Origin of the sequence: Streptomyces sp. NPDC051907 (assembly GCF_040681075.1) — a bacterium.
In the GTDB taxonomy this organism is placed as follows: Bacteria; Actinomycetota; Actinomycetes; order Streptomycetales; family Streptomycetaceae; genus Streptomyces.
The window spans coordinates 1-16524 of sequence record NZ_JBFAYB010000021.1 but is presented as its reverse complement, the minus strand read 5'-3'; the positions used below and the strand labels follow the sequence as shown (position 1 = coordinate 16524).

The 16524-nt window shown below is 69.4% G+C and carries 11 protein-coding genes; 9 read left to right on the top strand and 2 right to left on the bottom strand.

What is annotated here, in order from left to right; genetic code table 11:
- Positions 1-478: 478 nt before the first annotated feature.
- The 8 genes from AB0M39_RS14435 to AB0M39_RS14400 all read left to right on the top strand — a co-directional run bounded on the left by AB0M39_RS14435 (position 479) and on the right by AB0M39_RS14400 (position 11984).
- Positions 479-2506, top strand: a complete 2028-nt coding sequence (locus AB0M39_RS14435; protein ID WP_365363919.1) for a glycosyltransferase family 4 protein — start codon at positions 479-481, stop codon at positions 2504-2506.
- Between the two features lie 428 nt (positions 2507-2934).
- A complete protein-coding gene (locus AB0M39_RS14430) occupies positions 2935-4434 on the top strand; it encodes a bifunctional cytidylyltransferase/SDR family oxidoreductase (RefSeq protein ID WP_365363916.1) in 1500 nt (499 codons plus the stop codon).
- Positions 4435-4576: 142 nt separating this feature from the next.
- Positions 4577-6652 (top strand): hypothetical protein, encoded by a 2076-nt coding sequence (locus AB0M39_RS14425; RefSeq protein WP_365363914.1) that lies wholly within the window; start codon positions 4577-4579, stop codon positions 6650-6652.
- Between the two features lie 207 nt (positions 6653-6859).
- On the top strand, positions 6860-8092 hold the full coding sequence (locus tag AB0M39_RS14420; RefSeq protein WP_365363912.1) for a glycosyltransferase family 2 protein: 1233 nt from the start codon (positions 6860-6862) through the stop codon (positions 8090-8092).
- Between the two features lie 73 nt (positions 8093-8165).
- The gene (locus AB0M39_RS14415; protein WP_365363910.1) at positions 8166-9233 is read left to right on the top strand and encodes a glucose-1-phosphate thymidylyltransferase; all 1068 of its coding nucleotides are present in this window, start codon (positions 8166-8168) and stop codon (positions 9231-9233) included.
- Positions 9230-10216 (top strand): dTDP-glucose 4,6-dehydratase, encoded by a 987-nt coding sequence (gene rfbB, locus AB0M39_RS14410; RefSeq protein ID WP_365363908.1) that lies wholly within the window; start codon positions 9230-9232, stop codon positions 10214-10216. The genes AB0M39_RS14415 and rfbB overlap by 4 nt, the downstream gene beginning before the upstream one ends.
- Positions 10213-11112: a dTDP-4-dehydrorhamnose reductase gene (gene rfbD, locus AB0M39_RS14405; protein ID WP_365363905.1), complete on the top strand. Its 900-nt coding sequence runs from the start codon at positions 10213-10215 to the stop codon at positions 11110-11112. The genes rfbB and rfbD overlap by 4 nt, the downstream gene beginning before the upstream one ends.
- A gap of 77 nt (positions 11113-11189) precedes the next feature.
- Positions 11190-11984, top strand: a complete 795-nt coding sequence (locus tag AB0M39_RS14400) for a class I SAM-dependent methyltransferase (RefSeq protein ID WP_365363903.1) — start codon at positions 11190-11192, stop codon at positions 11982-11984.
- Positions 11985-12142: 158 nt separating this feature from the next.
- On the opposite strand, the gene rfbC is transcribed toward AB0M39_RS14400, so the two are convergent.
- Entirely contained in the window at positions 12143-12742 is a 600-nt protein-coding gene (rfbC, locus tag AB0M39_RS14395; protein WP_365363901.1) for a dTDP-4-dehydrorhamnose 3,5-epimerase, read from the bottom strand.
- A gap of 54 nt (positions 12743-12796) precedes the next feature.
- Positions 12797-14818, bottom strand: coding sequence for a glycosyltransferase (locus AB0M39_RS14390; protein ID WP_365363899.1), 2022 nt, complete (start codon positions 14816-14818; stop codon positions 12797-12799).
- Positions 14819-15163: 345 nt separating this feature from the next.
- On the opposite strand from AB0M39_RS14390, the gene AB0M39_RS14385 reads away from it, so the two are divergent.
- On the top strand, positions 15164-16462 hold the full coding sequence (locus tag AB0M39_RS14385) for an acyltransferase (protein ID WP_365364036.1): 1299 nt from the start codon (positions 15164-15166) through the stop codon (positions 16460-16462).
- Positions 16463-16524 lie beyond the last annotated feature (62 nt).

The following is a 16524-nucleotide window of genomic DNA, read 5'->3' as shown; positions in this document are numbered from 1 at the left end:
CCGTCCTTTCTCGGGCGTGGCCCGGCACCCGGGCCTGGGTGCCCAATCCCGCCTCGCTGGGGTCACCCCAGACCGCGTCTGGGGCCCGGGGATCTCGTCCCCGCGTCCGGTGCGTCCCGCCTCGAGGAACGGTTCCCAGCCATGCCCCCAGGCCGGGGGAGTTGGAGGCCCGCCGGCCCCCCGCCGCACCCCACGCCCCGCCCCCCACGCCACCCGAATCGCCGTACCAACTATGTTGTGTACGCCACCCATCTCACCCCCGCCCGCGACGCAACCCTTCCCCGGCTTTACCCGTCTCATGTGGGTGAATGGCGGGGCTGCTCGTCCGGTTGCGGAACATTTCGTGACGGGGCGGACATCATCGGAAATGCCGTAAAATTCCGGCTGGGGCTGCCCTCGCCAAGGCCAAGAGTCGTAGAGCCTGCGAGCCGCAACGGGACTACCCGTTCGTCCCCGAGCAGAATTGAACGGAGCGCTGATGAAGATCTCTTTCCTCATCCACACCATTTACGGCATCGGCGGAACGATCCGCACGACGCTGAATCTGGCCGAGGAACTCGCCAACCGGCACGAGGTCGAGATCGTCTCGGTCTTCCACCACCGCGACACATCCGCCTTCGCCATCGACCCCCGCATCACGGTCGTACCGCTCGTGGACACCCGTCCCAACAGCCCTGCCAACGACCAGAAGCACCCCCTCTACTCCCAGCCGGCCAAGGCCTTCCCCCGCGCCGAGGCCCGCTACAAGGAGTACAACCAGCTCATCGACGAGCGCGTGCGCGACCACTACGCCGCCTCCGACGCCGACATCGTCATCGGCACCCGGCCCGGACTCGTCGCCTACGTCGCCCAGTTCGCCCCCGCCGGCGCCGTGCGCGTCGGGCAGGAGCACATGACGCACAATCACCACAAGGCGGCGCTGCGGGAGGAGATGTACGAGCACCTCGACGCGATCGACGCCTTTGTGACCGTCTCCGAGGGCGACGCCGCGGTCTGGCGGCAGAAGATGCCGCTGCCCACCACCCGGGTGCTCTCCATACCCAACAGCGTCCCCGAGCCGCCCGTCGCTCCGTCAGACGGCACCGGCAAGACCGTCGTCGCGGCCGGCCGCCTCGCGTCCGAGAAGCAGTACCAGGTGCTCGTCGACGCCTTCGCCAAGGTCGTCGCCGTACGCCCCGACTGGGTGCTGCGCATCTACGGCTCCGGCGACCAGCGCAACAAGCTCCGCGCCCGCATCGACGAGCTCGGCCTCTACAACCAGATCCACCTCATGGGCGCCCACTCGCCCATCGAGCCCGAGTGGGCCAAGGGCGCCATCGCCGCCTCCACCTCGCGCCACGAGTCCTTCGGCATGACCCTCGTCGAGGCCATGCGCTGCGGCGTCCCGATGGTCAGCACGGACTGCGACTACGGCCCGCGCGAGATCATCGAGGACGGCGTCGACGGCCTCCTCGTCCCCGTCGGCGACGTCAAGGCCATCGCCCAGGCGCTGCTGAAGCTGATCGACGACGAGGACCTGCGCCGCCAGATGGGCGCGGCCGCCGTCCGCAACGCCCGCCGCTTCGACCCCGGCGTCGTCACCAAGCAGTACGAGTCGCTCTTCGACGAGCTCCTCGCCGAGGCCGCGGAGCGCGTGGCCGGTCCCGGCATCAAGCCCGTCGCCGACTGCGCGGTCGCCGCCGACGGGTCGCTCACCCTCACCCTGACGACCCCGCTGCCCGAGGGCGCCGAGCGGGGCGCGCGGCTGATCTGCACCCGCACCGGCGCGCGCGCCGAGGTCCGGGCGTTCGACTTCAACGGCGGCGGCTCGGTGACCGTCCCCGCCGACGAGCCCTTCGCCGAGGGCCTGTGGAACGTCTACGTCGAGATCCAGGGCTCCGGCTCCCGGGGCCGCGTCACCGCCCGCGTCATCGACCAGCGCGGCGCCATGCACGCCGCCGAGCGGCTCGCCCCCGGCGAGGCCGTGCGCAACCTCGTCCCGTACGAGGACAAGGCCAAGGGCAACGCCCTGATGCTGCGCGCCTGGTCCCGGCCGGTCCACGCCGAGGCGGACGACGTCGAGGTCGACGGCGACGAGATAACGCTGACCGGCAGCCTGTTCGGCCCGGCCAAGGTCACCGGCGCCCCGACCCTGCTGCTGCGCCGCCGCGGCAAGCCCGCCGACGAGATCTCCTTCCCCGGAGAGAAGCACGGGGCGAATGGTTTCTGCTTCACCTTCTCCTCCACCGCGCCGGCCGCTGCCCAGGTCACCGCGCACGACGTCTGGGACGCCTTCGTGCGGTACGCGCCGGACGCGAAGCCGGTCAAGATAGGCCGGGTCCTGGACGACGTGGTGATGAAGAAGGACATCTACATCTACCCGCAGAGCGTGCTGCCCAAGCGGCGCACGGGCAGCCTCGCCCGCGCGGTGGCCAAGAGAGCCCTGGGCAAGCCACGAGCCCGGGTCCGCACCCGCGTCTACTACACGCTCTCCAACGACGTCGCGCTGAACGTCGTCGACCTGTAGCCGAGCGGGCCGGGACTGCTCCATCTGGCTGGGACCGGGTTAGCGTGCGGCTGGGACTGGTCCGTCTGCGGACTGGGACCGGGTTAACGTGCGGCTGGGACTCGTCCGTCTGCGGGCTGGAACCGGACGCGTGCGGGCTGGGAACGGACTCGCGCAGGCCAGGGCCGGGTTCGCGCGCAGGCCGGGCCCGGTTCGCGGCGCACAGGGGCGCCTCATCCGCCCCTGTCCCGCTCAAGAGTGGTTCACGCCACTCAGATGTGTGGCGTCGGTCACCCTTTCGCCGCTCCCGGCCCCGGCCAATCCCCCTGATCGCGCAGTGAACAGAAGGTTTCCCCGTACTGTGGGCCGGGCGTCACTCGCCTTGCGGGACGGTAACGGAGAGTGCAACCATCAGTTTTGTTCCCCAGCCCTCGCAAGGTAGGTCGTCTGTGTCTGTGCAGCACATAGCCAAACCCCGAACCACAGCAGTCGTGCTCGCCGGTGGAACCGGTCAGCGGGTGGGCCTGTCCATCCCCAAGCAGCTGCTGAAGATCGCAGGCAAGGCAGTCATCGAGCACACGCTGTCGATCTTCCAGCAGGCCGACTGCATCGACGACGTCATCGTGCTGATGGCGCCCGGCTATGTGCCCGACGTCGAGAAGATCATCGCCAAGTCCGGCCTGACCAAGGTCACCAAGGTGATCGAGGGCGGCTCGACCCGCAACGAGACCACCGAGCGCGCCATCGCGGCCCTCGGCGAGGGCCTGGCCGAGGGCGAGGACCGCAATGTCCTCTTCCACGACGCCGTGCGCCCGCTGCTCTCCGAGCGCGTCATCAAGGACTGCGTGGACGCCCTCGACCGCTACCAGGCCGTCGACGTCGCCATCCCGTCCGCGGACACCATCATCGTGACCCGCACCCACGGCGAGGACGGCGAGTTCATCACCGACGTCCCCGACCGCTCGCGGCTGCGCCGCGGCCAGACGCCGCAGGCCTTCAAGCTCTCGACGATCCGCAAGGCGTACGAGGTCGCGGCCGGCGACCCCAACTTCCAGGCCACCGACGACTGCTCCGTCGTGCTCAAGTACCTGCCCGACGTGCCGATCTACGTCGTCGCGGGCGACGAGTACAACATGAAGGTCACCCAGCCGGTCGACGTCTTCATCGCCGACAAGCTCTTCCAGCTGGCCTCCACCGCCGCCCCGCGCCAGGCCGACGAGGCCGCCTACCGCGAGCTGCTCGCCGGCAAGACCCTGGTCGTCTTCGGCGGCTCGTACGGCATCGGCGCGGACATCGCCTCGCTCGCCGAGTCCTACGGCGCGAAGGTCTACGCCCTGGGCCGCTCCACCACCGGCACCCATGTGGAGAACCCGGAGCACGTCGACGACGCGCTGTCCACGGCGTACGGCGAGACCGGCCGCATCGACTACGTCATCAACACGGCGGGCGTGCTGCGCATCGGCAAGCTGGCCGAGACGGACAACACCACCATCCAGGAAGCGCTGAACGTCAACTACCTGGCCCCGGTGCAGATCGCCCGCGCCTCGCACAAGTACCTCGCCGAGACCAAGGGCCAGCTGCTGCTCTACACCTCCAGCAGCTACACCCGCGGCCGCGCCGAGTACAGCCTGTACTCCTCCACCAAGGCCGCCATGGTGAACCTCACCCAGGCCCTTTCGGACGAGTGGGCCGGCGACGGCATCCGGGTGAACTGCGTGAACCCGGAGCGCACCGCGACCCCGATGCGCACCAAGGCCTTCGGCGAGGAGCCCGCCGGCTCGCTGCTCTCCTCGGAGGCGGTGGCCCGCACCTCGCTCGACGTGCTGCTCTCCGAGCTGACCGGCCACGTCATCGACGTACGGCAGCAGGACCCGACCCGCGGCGCGTCCGAGGCGTCGGGCTTCGAGCAGGCGCTCGCCTCCGTCCTGGACCGTCAGGAAGATGTGTAATACTTCCTGACAATATTTTCGGGCCTCTGTAGTCGCCGTCATAGCGCACTGCGGGGGCCCGACTCGTGAGGGCGCGCCTTCACACCTCCTTCGCAAGACAATGTGCAATACCAACGTCGGCACCTTCTGGAGCAGGTTCTTCGTGATTTCGAAAGCCATTCGCCTGGCTCGCGTAGGCAGCGGATCAGAGCTGGCCGCCGCACTGCTGCTGGTGCTGGGATTCCCGTGCGTCATGCTCGCGGCGATAATCCCCAATATCTGGTTCTTCGCGGCGGCCGTAGCCGTCACGTACCTCTCGGATCAGTTTCTGCACCAGCGCTCCAGCTATCTGATCAATCGCCTCGCCAAGGTGCGGGCCGGTCTCTCGATCCGCTTCCTGGTGCGCCAGCTGCTGCTCGTGCTGCTGATGGCCCGCATGGGCCTGGCGGACGAGGCGGTGTTCTATGTGACCGTCGCCTGCCTGCTGGGCTTCTACGGTCTGCAGGCCCCGCACGGCGCGATGGTCACGCTGCTGCGCCTGCGCCGCAAGCTGCCGGTGGTCACCCGCAACATCGAGCTCAAGACGATCCGCATCCCCGACGCGCCGCCGCGCGTGCTGCTGGACCGCTCCGCCGAGAAGATGCTGCACCTGGACGTCTTCGCCGTCGTGGGCGTCCTGGTCGCCATAGGGACCGACGAGAACGTCTTCGCGTACATCGGCCTCGCCCTCACCCTGGGCCTCGCGTTCGGCTACCTCGGCGTGCTGATGCCCTACCTGCGCCCCAGCCGGCTCGTCCCGCCCGCCGACAAGGTGCTCGCGGGCGTCGACGTCTGGCTGCGCGAGTACCAGCCGACGGTGATGCTGTACTTCTCCGGCTCCAAGGACTCCGCCTACCAGGTCAACATGTGGCTGGAGACCATGGCCGAGCTCGAGGGCCGGCCGGTGATCTTCCTGCGCGAGCGGAACATCGTGCCGCAGCTGGGCTCCACGTCGGTCCCGGTGGTGTGCGTGCCCGGCGGTGTGCACCTGATGAACATGGACCTGTCGTCCGTGCGGGTCGCGCTGTACGCGGCCAACGTCGGCAAGAACATCCACCTGCTGCGGGTCCCGACCATGAAGCACGTCTTCATCGGGCACGGCGACAGCGACAAGCTGGCCAGCGTCAACCCGTTCAGCAAGGCCTACGACGAGGTGTGGACCGCGGGCCGCGCCGGCCGCGACCGGTACGCCCTCGCCGACGTCGGCGTGCGCGGCGAGGACATCGCCGAGGTGGGCCGCCCCCAGCTCGCCCCCATCAAGACCGGCTCGGGCACGACCAAGAACCCCATCCCGACCGTGCTGTACGCGCCCACCTGGGAGGGCTGGGACGACAACCCGGGCAACACCTCCCTGCTGCTGGCCGGCGAGAACATCGTCAGGAAGCTGCTCGGCGCCGACAAGCCGGTCCGGCTGCTCTACAAGCCGCACCCCTTCACCGGAACCCGCAGCGCGCAGGCCAAGGCCGTGCACGAGCGCGTCACCGCAATGGTCGAGCAGGCCGCCGCGGCCCGTGCCGCCGACCCCCGCTGGGCGAAGGAGGCCGCCTCGTACGCCGAGGAGCAGGCCGCCGCGCTCGCCGAGCTCAAGCGCGTCGAGGACCGTCTGGCCGCGCTCTCCAGCACCGCCCGCCCCGTGCGCGACGAGGCGGAGGAGTCCCGCGACTCGCTGGCCGACCCGGCGCGCGAGGCCGAGACGGCGCGGCTGAAGGACGAGTGGAACGCCGCGTACTGGCGCTCCTTCGGCTGGTGGGAGCACCGGGTCGTCACGGGCCCGGAGCCGCGCCTGTACGACTGCTTCAACGAGTCGGACGGCATGGTCTCCGACATCTCCAGCGTGGTGTCGGACTTCATCGCGAGCGGCAAGCCGTACGCGGTCACCGACTCCGCCGGCCTCGGCGAGGCCGAGTTCAAGCGGCAGAACACCGCCGTGCGGGCCGCGGTGATCCTCTCCAACAGCGCTGAGGAGCTCGACGAGCTGCTCGCGGCCGTCGCCGACCCGGCGGCGGACACCCGCGCCGAGGCGCGCCACGCGCTGAAGGAGTACCTGCTGGGCCCGGACGAGCCGACCTCCATGGCGCAGTTCAACGCGGCGGTGCAGGCGCTGGCGCTGAAGTCCGAGGCGCGCAACGTCGGCGTGGAGAAGCGGCTCGCCGAGCCGGAGCAGTCGCCGGGCCTCGACGACTCGACCGTCGGCGGCTGAGCCGGACGACGGCACGGCAGGCCACTCGTACGGCCTAGCCGGCCCTCCGCGGTTTCGGACACGGTCCGGGGGCGCCCCCAGCACGGGGGCGGCCCCGGACCGCCGTCGTTCTCGGCCTTTCGCCCGCTGTTTGTGCAGGCGCCGTGAATGTATATGGATGGTTTCATTCCGGACAACCTTTGTTCTTGTCGGGTTGTCTGGGTGTTCATGGATGACAAACCTGAGCCCGATGTCACCGTGGTCGTCGGAGCGTACGAGGCCATGCCCTATCTCGTCCGCTGCCTGGAGTCGGTCGAGACGCAGACGCTGGGAGCCGACCGAATCGAGATCGTCGCCGTCGACGACGGCTCGACCGACGGGACCGGCGAGTACCTCGAGGAATTCGCCGCCAAATCCAAAGTGTCCACCCGGGTGATCCACCAGGCCAATTCCGGCGGGCCCAGCGGCCCCCGCAATGTGGGCCTCGGCCTGGCTCGCGGCCGTTACGTCTTCTTCCTGGACGCCGACGACTATTTCGGCGACGAGGCGCTGGAGCGAATGGTCGCCATGGCCGACCTGGCCGGCACCGACGTGGTCCTCGGCAAGATGGAGGGCGTGAACCGGAGCGTCCCGCGATCGATGTTCACCCGCACCCAGGAGCGCGCCGACGTCTATACCTCGCGGATCATCTTCGCGCTCAGCGCCCAGAAGCTGTACCGGCGGGCCCTGCTCGACCGCCTCGGCCTGCGCTTCGACGAGGAGCTGGCGACCGGCGAGGACGCCCTGTTCACCATGGACGCCTACCTCCAGGGCGCCGGCGTCTCGATCGTCGCCGACTACGCCTGCTACTACCTGGTCGGCCGAGAGGACGGAAAGCACGTCACCGGCAGGGGCGGCTACGAGACCCGCTTCCAGGCCCTTGGGGCGCTTATGGAGCTCATCGCGCGACGGGAGCCGCCGGGCGTCCGGCGCGACCGGCTGATGGTCAGGCCGTTCACGGTGGGGCTGCTCCAGCAGTTCGGCCCCAGCCTGCTGCGGCGGCCGGAGAGCGAGCAGCTGCACAAGATGGCGCTGGCGGCGCCTATGGCGACCGCGTACTGGACGAAGGGCGTCGCCGACCAGATCAAGGTCGGCGAGCGGCTGATCCTGGAGTGCGTCGCCCTGGGCAGGCTCGACCTGCTGAAAGACGTGCTGGCGTTCGTCGCGGCCAAGGAGACGCCGGAGGTCGTGATCGAGGGGCGACTCCAACAGCCGTATCTCGTCTATCCGCACTTCCGCGACGGCCGGGCGGGCATCCCCGTCTCCTCGTACGCCGTCACGGTGCCGGACTGGGCGGGCAGCCGACGGGTGCTGCCGCCGAAGCAGACGCCGTCCCTGGCCCGGCGCGGCGTCCGCAAAGTCCGCCGGCATGTAAGGAGCCTGATGGCCGGAACGCGACGGTCTGGCGCGGAAAGAACCTGACGCATAGGTAAAATCGAGCCGCCGGAGCGATACCCGCTCGGGGAACACACTTTCAATTCGAGGACAGGAACTCGTGAAGGCACTCGTACTCTCCGGCGGCGCAGGCACTCGCCTGCGTCCCATCACGCACACCTCGGCCAAGCAGCTGGTCCCGGTGGCGAACAAGCCCGTGCTCTTCTACGGGCTCGAGGCCATCGCGGACGCGGGCATCACCGAGGTCGGCGTGATCGTGGGCGACACCGCCGACGAGATCCGCGAAGCGGTCGGCGACGGCTCCAAGCTCGGGATCCAGGTCACCTACATCCCGCAGGACAAGCCGCTGGGCCTGGCGCACGCGGTGCTCATAGCCAAGGACTTCCTCGGCGACGACGACTTCGTGATGTACCTCGGCGACAACTTCATCGTCGGCGGCATCAGCGGCCTGGTCGACGAGTTCCGCGCCGAGCGCCCCGACGCGCAGATCCTGCTGACCAAGGTCCCCAACCCGACCTCCTTCGGCGTGGCCGAGCTCGACGGCGACGGCCGTGTGGTGGGCCTGGAGGAGAAGCCGAAGAAGCCCAAGAGCGACCTCGCGCTCGTCGGCGTCTACCTCTTCACCCCGGCCGTCCACGAGGCCGTGCGCTCCATCGAGCCGTCCTGGCGCGGCGAGCTGGAGATCACGCACGCCATCCAGTGGCTGATCGACCAGCGGCGCGACGTCCGCTCCACGACGATCGCCGGCTACTGGAAGGACACCGGCAACGTCACCGACATGCTGGAGGTCAACCGCTCCGTGCTGGAGACGGTCGAGCCGGTCGTCGAGGGCGTCGTCGACGAGGCCAGCGAGATCATCGGCCGGGTCCGGATCGAGGCGGGCGCCAAGGTCACCGGCAGCCGGATCGTCGGCCCCGCGATCATCGGCGCGGACACCGTGATCAGCGACGCGTACGTCGGCCCGTTCACGTCCGTCTCCGAGGGCTGCCGGATCGAGGACAGCGAGATCGAGTACTCCATCGTCCTGCGGGGCGCCTCCATCACCGGCGTACGCCGTGTCGAGGCCTCGCTCATCGGCCGCGACGTCGAGGTGACCCCCGCGCCCCGCAACCCCTCAGCCCACCGACTCGTGCTCGGCGACCACAGCAAGGTGCAGATCTCCTCATGACGACAAAGATCCTGGTGACCGGCGGCGCCGGCTTCATCGGCTCCCACTACGTCCGTACGGTGCTGGGGTCCCAGGGCCCCGGCGACGTCGCGATCACCGTTCTGGACAAGCTCACCTACGCGGGCAACCCGGCCAACCTCGACGAGGTCCGCGAGCACCCCGGCTTCTCCTTCGTCCAGGGCGACATCTGCGACCCCGAGCTGGTCGGCAAGCTGATGGCCGAGCACGACCAGGTGGTGCACTTCGCCGCCGAGTCGCATGTGGACCGCTCCATCGACGGGGGCGCCGAGTTCGTCCGCACGAACGTCGTGGGCACCCACACCCTGATCGACGCGGCCCACCGGGCCGGCGTGCAGACCTTCGTGCACATCTCCACCGACGAGGTCTACGGCTCCATCGACGAGGGCTCCTGGCCCGAGACGCACCCGCTCGAGCCGAACTCGCCGTATTCCTCGGCCAAGGCCTCCAGCGACCTGATCGCGCTGTCGTACCACCGCACCCACGGCCTGGACGTGCGCGTGACCCGCTGCTCCAACAACTACGGGCACCACCACTTCCCCGAGAAGGTCATCCCGCTGTTCATCTCGAACCTGCTGGACGGCAAGAAGGTCCCGCTGTACGGCGACGGCGGCAACGTCCGCGACTGGCTGCACATCGACGACCACGTACAGGGCATCGAGCTGGTCCGCACCAAGGGCCGCGCGGGCGAGGTCTACAACATCGGCGGCGGCACCGAGCTCTCCAACAAGGAGCTCACCGGCCTGCTGCTCGAGGCGTGCGGAGCGGACTGGGACACCAGCGTCGAGTACGTCACCGACCGCAAGGGCCACGACCGCCGCTACTCCGTGGACTGCACCAAGATCCGCGAGGAGCTCGGCTACGAGCCCCGCAAGGACTTCGCCACCGGCCTGGCCGAGACAGTGCAGTGGTACCGCGACAACCGCGCCTGGTGGGAGCCCCTGAAGGAGCGTGCGGCGCTGTGAGCGCCTGGCTCGTCACCGGCGGTCGCGGGATGCTCGCTCGCGACGTCATGGCCCGGCTGGCGGCGCAGGGCGTCGACGCCGTCGCCGCCGGCCGCGCGGACCTCGACATCACCGACCCGGACTCGGTGCGCGCCGCCATGGCGGCCCACCGTCCAGCCGTGGTCGTGAACTGCGCGGCCTGGACCGACGTCGACGGCGCCGAGGAGCAGGAGGAGGCGGCCCTCGCCGTCAACGGCACGGGCCCCCGCGTCCTGGCCGAGGCGTGCAAGGAGAGCGGCGCCGTGCTGCTCCAGGTCTCCACGGACTACGTCTTCGCCGGCGACGGCGACCAGCCGTACGCCGAGGACGCCCCCACCGGCCCGCGCAGCGCCTATGGGCGCACCAAGCTGGCCGGCGAGCGCGCCGTGCTGGAGATCCTCCCGGAGACCGGTCATGTGGTCCGTACGGCGTGGCTGTACGGCGCGGGCGGCGGAAACTTCGTCCGCACCATGATCAAGCTCGAGGGGGTCAAGGACACCCTGGACGTCGTCGACGACCAGCGCGGCCAGCCCACCTGGACCGTGGACCTGGCGGACCAGCTGGTCAAGCTGGGCCTCGCGGCCCTGGACGGCAGCGCCAAGGCGGGCGTCCACCACGGCACCAGCGCGGGCGAGACCACCTGGTTCGGGTTCACCCGGGAGATCTTCCGGCTGCTGGGAGCGGACCCGGAGCGGGTGCGCCCGACGACCAGCGCGGCGTTCGTGCGGCCGGCCCCCCGTCCGGCCTACAGCGTGCTGGGCCATGAGGGGTGGCTTCAGACGGGCGTCGAACCCATTCGGGACTGGCGCGAGGCCTTGGCGGAAGCGTTCCCCTCGCTCCTCGAAGCTGAGCGCGGAATCGGTTCTACTCACCAGTAGATGTTTACGTACAGGCCAGAGACAGGCTAACTTCACTGGGAATCAATCAAGTTGATTCCCAGTGAAGGGCCCCATAGGTGGACCGCCACGGTTTTCTGCGCCATCTGCACCGCGTCTCCAAGCCCCGGAACTACCTCGAGATCGGGGTCAACGACGGGCGCAGTCTGGCGCTGTCTCGCGTTCCCTCCGTCGCCATCGACCCGGCTTTCAAGGTGGTGACGGACATCAGCTGCGACGTCCACCTGGTCAGAGCCACCAGCGACGACTTCTTCGCACGCAAGGACCCGCTGCTGCACCTGCGCAACGGCCGCAATCCGTTCCGCGCGCTCGCCCGCAAGGACCCGATGAATCTCCTCGGGGCGGATCCCAAGCTCGAGCTCGCGTTCATCGACGGCATGCACCTGTTCGAGTACGCGCTGCGCGACTTCATGAACGTCGAGAAGCACTCCCGCTGGTCCAGCGTGATCGTGCTCGACGACATGCTGCCGCGCGACGTCGACGAGGCGGCGCGCGACCGCCACACCAAGTTCTGGGCCGGCGACGTCTACAAGGTCGCCGAGGTGCTCCGCAAGTACCGCCCCGACCTGGTGGTCGTCGAGGTCGACACCCAGCCGACCGGCGTGGTCGCGGTCTTCGGGGCGAACCCCGAGAGCACCGTGCTCAAGGACGCGTACGACAAGATCATCGAGGAGTACGTCGTCCCCGACCCGCAGAAGGTCCCGGACGAGGTGCTGGTGCGCAAGAACGCCGTGCAGCCCGAGGCGCTGCTGAGCGCCGACTTCTGGCCCGGCCTGGTCCGGGCCCGCACGCTGCGCCGGCCCCGCTCGGCCTTCGCCCCGGTGCGCAGGAGCATCAAGGCGATCACCGGCTGATCTGCCAGGGACCACAGAAGGTCGCCGGCTGATCCGCGGGCGCGCGGGACGATCAGCGCTGCTCCGCGGACACGCGGCCGATCAGCGGCTGCTCCGCAGACACGACAGAAGCCCCCGGGGTCCACGCAGGACCCCGGGGGCTTCTGTGCGTCCGTGCGTCAGCCGCGGGCGCGCAGCTCCGCGGAGTACGCCTGGCACGCCTCGTACGTCGGCAGCAGGCCCTGCTCCTCGGCCTCGGCCAGCGAGGGGGCCGCGGCGTCCTTGTCGGACAGCAGCGCCTCGATGCCCTCGGGCCACTCGATCCCGAGGTCCGGGTCGAGCGGGTTGATGCCGTGCTCGCGGCCGGGGGAGTACCCCTCGGAGCAGAGGTAGACCACGGTCGCGTCGTCGGTCAGCGCCATGAAGGCGTGGCCGAGGCCCTCCGACAGGTACACGGAGTGGTGGTCGACGTCGTCGAGGCGGACCGCCTCCCACTGCTTGTACGTCGGGGAGCCGACGCGGATGTCCACGATGACGTCCAGGACCGCGCCGCGCACGCACTTCACGTACTTGGCCTGGCTCGGCGGGACGTCGGCGAAGTGGACGCCGCGCAGCGTGCCCTTGCTGGAGACGGAGCAGTTGGCCTGCGCGAGGTTCAGCGCGTGCCCGGCCGCCTCGGAGAAGTCGGGGCCCTTGAACCACTCGTGGAAGCTGCCCCGGCTGTCCGGGAAGATCTTCGGCTCATGCACCCAGGCTCCGGCGATGGAGAGCTGCCGCACGTGATCACGTCCTTGTTCTGATGCTTCAGGTACTGGTGGAGACAGGAGGGCCGGTCAGCCGATGACCTTGGATGCGAGGCGGCGGACCTTCTTGCGGGCGCCGGCGGGCAGCTTGCTCACGAGCGGGCCGAGCGCGTGCTTGAGCTTGGAGTTGCGCCGCAGGTGCGCGAGCTCGCGCACAAGGGCCTCGTCGGCCGCGGGCAGGCTCTCGTCGAGCCGGAACCGCCCGCCCTTGTCCACCGTGACGCCGCACAGCGGCAGCTGGGGGCCCTTCGCGCCGTCCAGCCGGACGGAGAGGCGCCAGGCGCCTTCGGGCGTGCCCTGCACCCGGCCGGGCACGGTCAGGTGCGCGCGGCCCAGGACGGCCCGCAGCGGGACGGCGACGGTGTGCACGGGCTCGGCTTCCTCCGCCGCGCCCGGGGCGCTGAGCAGGAGCTCCGCCTTGGCGTTCCCGGTCGATGCGGTGGTGAAGACGTCCAGCCGGAGCTCGTTGGCAGCGCCGGGGATGCGGACCACCGGGCGGCCCTCGAGGTAGGTGACGATCTTCTTGCCGCGGCGGGCGACGTCGAGGGTGAGGTTGCCGTGCGGGTCCGTGAAGTACGGGATGACCGCGCGGGCCGGGGAGGCGAGCAGGCCCGGCAGGCAGTTCGCGTCGACGTGGCCGGCGCGGTCGGCGCCCAGACGCGCCTTGCGCACGAGGCCCAGGCCGCGCAGTGGCACCCACACGTCCCAGAAGCCGCGCTCGACCGGTCCGCGGCCGGGGCCGCCCTCCGAGGAGAGGTAGCCGCTGCCGTGCAGGACCACCTGGCAGACGTCGCCGCCCAGGTCCTCGACCTCGGTGCTGAAGGACGACGGGCAGGACCACTCGACCGCGGTCTCGCGGTTGCGCAGCGAGATCTCCGCGTGGAACGTGCCCAGGTCGTCGGTGACGTCGAGGAGCTCGCCCTCGGGCAGCAGTCCCTCGGTGACCTCGGGGTGCACGAACAGCCGGCCGTCGCGGCGGAGCAGCGTCAGCGGCTTCTTCTCCTCGCCGTGCACCAGGTGGCCGCTGACCTTGATCGCGATCCGGCCGTCCGGCTGCCAGTCGAGCTCCTCGAGGCGGGCCGCGGCCTTGACGGAGGAGGCCAGGCGGGCGAGCCGCACCAGCCCTTCCTGGTCGTTCTCGCGCAGCAGGGTGGAGCGGAGGCGCAGTACGGGGCCGAGGCCCTTGCGCACGCCCTCGCCCATGAAGTCCTCGGCGAGCGGGCGGACGGCGTCGGCGACCTCGGCGAGGTACTCGGGCTCGTACTTGAGGATCTGCGGCTCGCTGAGCCGGCCGAGCATCTCCACACGGTAGAAGCGGCGCAGCAGCTGGTCCCGGAACTTACCGGGCTCGGTATGGGCGACGACGACGTCGAGGACCTCGCGGAGGTTTCCGTAGTAGCCGGACGGCACGATCTTCGCGGAGCCCGCGTTCTTGCCGTCGTCACGCCGCGAATAGTGGTAGCAGGTGTACGAGCCGAGGATCGACACGACCTTGGCGGGGAAATACGCCTCCATCATGTAGAGCTGGTCCTCGAGCCGCCGCTTGCCCTCGGGGTAGGCGATGTTGTTCTCGACGAGGAATTCCTTGCGGAACATCTTGTGCGGTGTGAGGCTGTCGTACAGCGGTGCGTCCTGGAGGGTGCACTTCTCGCGGTCCTTTTTGAAGACCCCGTGCGGAACGCCGCGGAAGTTGCTGGCCACCTTGCCGATGACGATGTCCGAGCCGTTGCGGTGGCCCATCTCGTACAGCCGACGCAGCGCGTCCGTCGCCAGATAGTCGTCCTGGTCGACGAATTGGATGTACTCGCCCTTGGCCTCGCCGACGCCGATGTTCCGCGGCTTTCCGGGCCAGCCGGAATTCGGAATGTGGATGACCCGGAAGTGGGGGTGCTCAGCCGCCAGCGCGTCCAGTCTGGCCGGGGTGTCGTCGGTCGATCCGTCATTGACGAAGAGGACCTCGAAGTCCTCTGCCGGGAGCGTCTGGCGAATCAGCGAGTCGACACACGGATCGATGTACTTTCCGGGGTTGTACACCGGGATGACGACACTCACTTTGACTGACACGACTGTGCCCCATCTCTTGTGGAAACCATGACTAGAAGGTGGGGGGTTGAGCCGGCTCGGCCGACGAGGGGCGCAGGGCTACCGCCCGCCCAGCACTCTATCCGCTACCGATCGAACACTTTGTTCCCGACCCCGGCCACCTTCGCATGCGGTGAGTGTGCACGACCATACCTGGAGTGAGCTGTGTGGTAGCTGTGAATCCTGGTTCACGATGTGGTGAGGAGATATGGAGGTTCTGCGTGCTTCTGTCGTACAGCAGCGTGCTCAAGTGACGTACCTTACGATCCTTTGACAGGCCTGTGAGCGATAGGGAGACTGGCGCCCGAGTTCGTCATTGGGGGCACCATTTCTCGGCACATACTCGGCAGCCCGGCCGATCGTCTGCGCTGGTCTCACGGCTCGGTCGCTGAGCGCTTCTCCGGCAGGGACAACAGTCTGGGCTTCATCCGGCTGTGCCTCGCGACGGCGGTCGTGGTCTCCCACGCCAGCATCCTGGGCTTCGGCGACTCCGAGTTCGGCCACGACTTCAGCCAAGGACAGACCGATCTTGGCAAGTTCTCCGTATACGGATTCTTCGTCCTGTCCGGCATCCTCGTCACCCGCAGCGGGAAGCGGCTCCCGATCGGGCGCTTCCTGTGGCACCGCGCGCTGAGACTGCTGCCCGGCCTCTGGGTCTGCCTCGCCGTGACCGCCTTCCTGGTCGCCCCGTTCCTCTACTGGCGGCAGCAGGGGACGCTCGACGGCTTCTTCGGCCATGCGTCCGGTCCGCTGGACTATCTGCGCTCCAATTGGTTCGTCGCGCTCGAGCAGCGCGACATCTCCGGGGTGATGGCCACCGCCCGTGAGTCCGGCCTTGCCACCAGCCCCAGCTTCGACGGCGCGCTCTGGTCGCTCCGCTACGAGGTGCTCTGCTACTTCGGCGTGGCGCTCCTCGCGCTGACGGGCGCGCTCGCCCGGGCCCGTCGCATGGTCCTGCTGATCACGGCCGTGCTGGGCTGGCTGGTCGTCAGGGAGTCCGTGGGTCACGCGTTCTGGAGCGGGACCCCGGACGCCTCCTACTACAAGAGCATCACGCTGATCCCGGCGATGGGCTCGGTCGACCCGGACGTGATCGTCTACCTCGGCTTCGCGTTCGCCCTGGGCACGTTGATCGAGCTCTACCGTGAGCGGATCCCCGTCAGCGACGTGCTGGGCGTGCTCAGCGCCCTCGCGCTGCTCGGCAGCCTGCGCTTCGGGTACCTCTACACGGTCGGCCTGCCGGCCTTCGCCTATCTGCTGCTGTGGCTCGCGATCCGGCTGCCGGCGCCCTTCCGTCGTATCGGCGCGCGCCACGACTACTCGTACGGCATCTACATCTACGGCTTCGTCGTCGAGCAGTCCCTCGTCGTGCTCGACCTGGCCCGCTGGGGGTTCTGGCCCTACCTGGCCATGGCGCTGGCCGGCACCCTGCTGGCGGCCGTGCTCTCCTGGCATCTGGTGGAGCGTCCGGCGATGAAGCTCAAGGACCTGGGCCGCGGGCGCCCGGGACCGGGCGTCCCGGCGGCTGCCGCGCCGCCGGAGCCGGAGAAGGTCCTCACCGGAGCGGGAGCGGGTACCGGCACGGGCCCAGCCCCGAGCGGCGGGGGTCGCTGAGGCCGCCGAGCGCCTCTGGACGTGGAGCGGGGCCCGTACGGCGTATAGATCGCCGTACGGGC

Excerpts from the sequence above, each read along its gene's own strand:
- AB0M39_RS14435 (WP_365363919.1), top strand. The coding sequence starts at position 479 with ATGAAGATCTCTTTCCTCATCCACACCATTTACGGCATCGGCGGAACG.
- AB0M39_RS14420 (WP_365363912.1), top strand. The coding sequence starts at position 6,860 with ATGGATGACAAACCTGAGCCCGATGTCACCGTGGTCGTCGGAGCGTAC.
- rfbB (WP_365363908.1), top strand. The coding sequence starts at position 9,230 with ATGACGACAAAGATCCTGGTGACCGGCGGCGCCGGCTTCATCGGCTCC.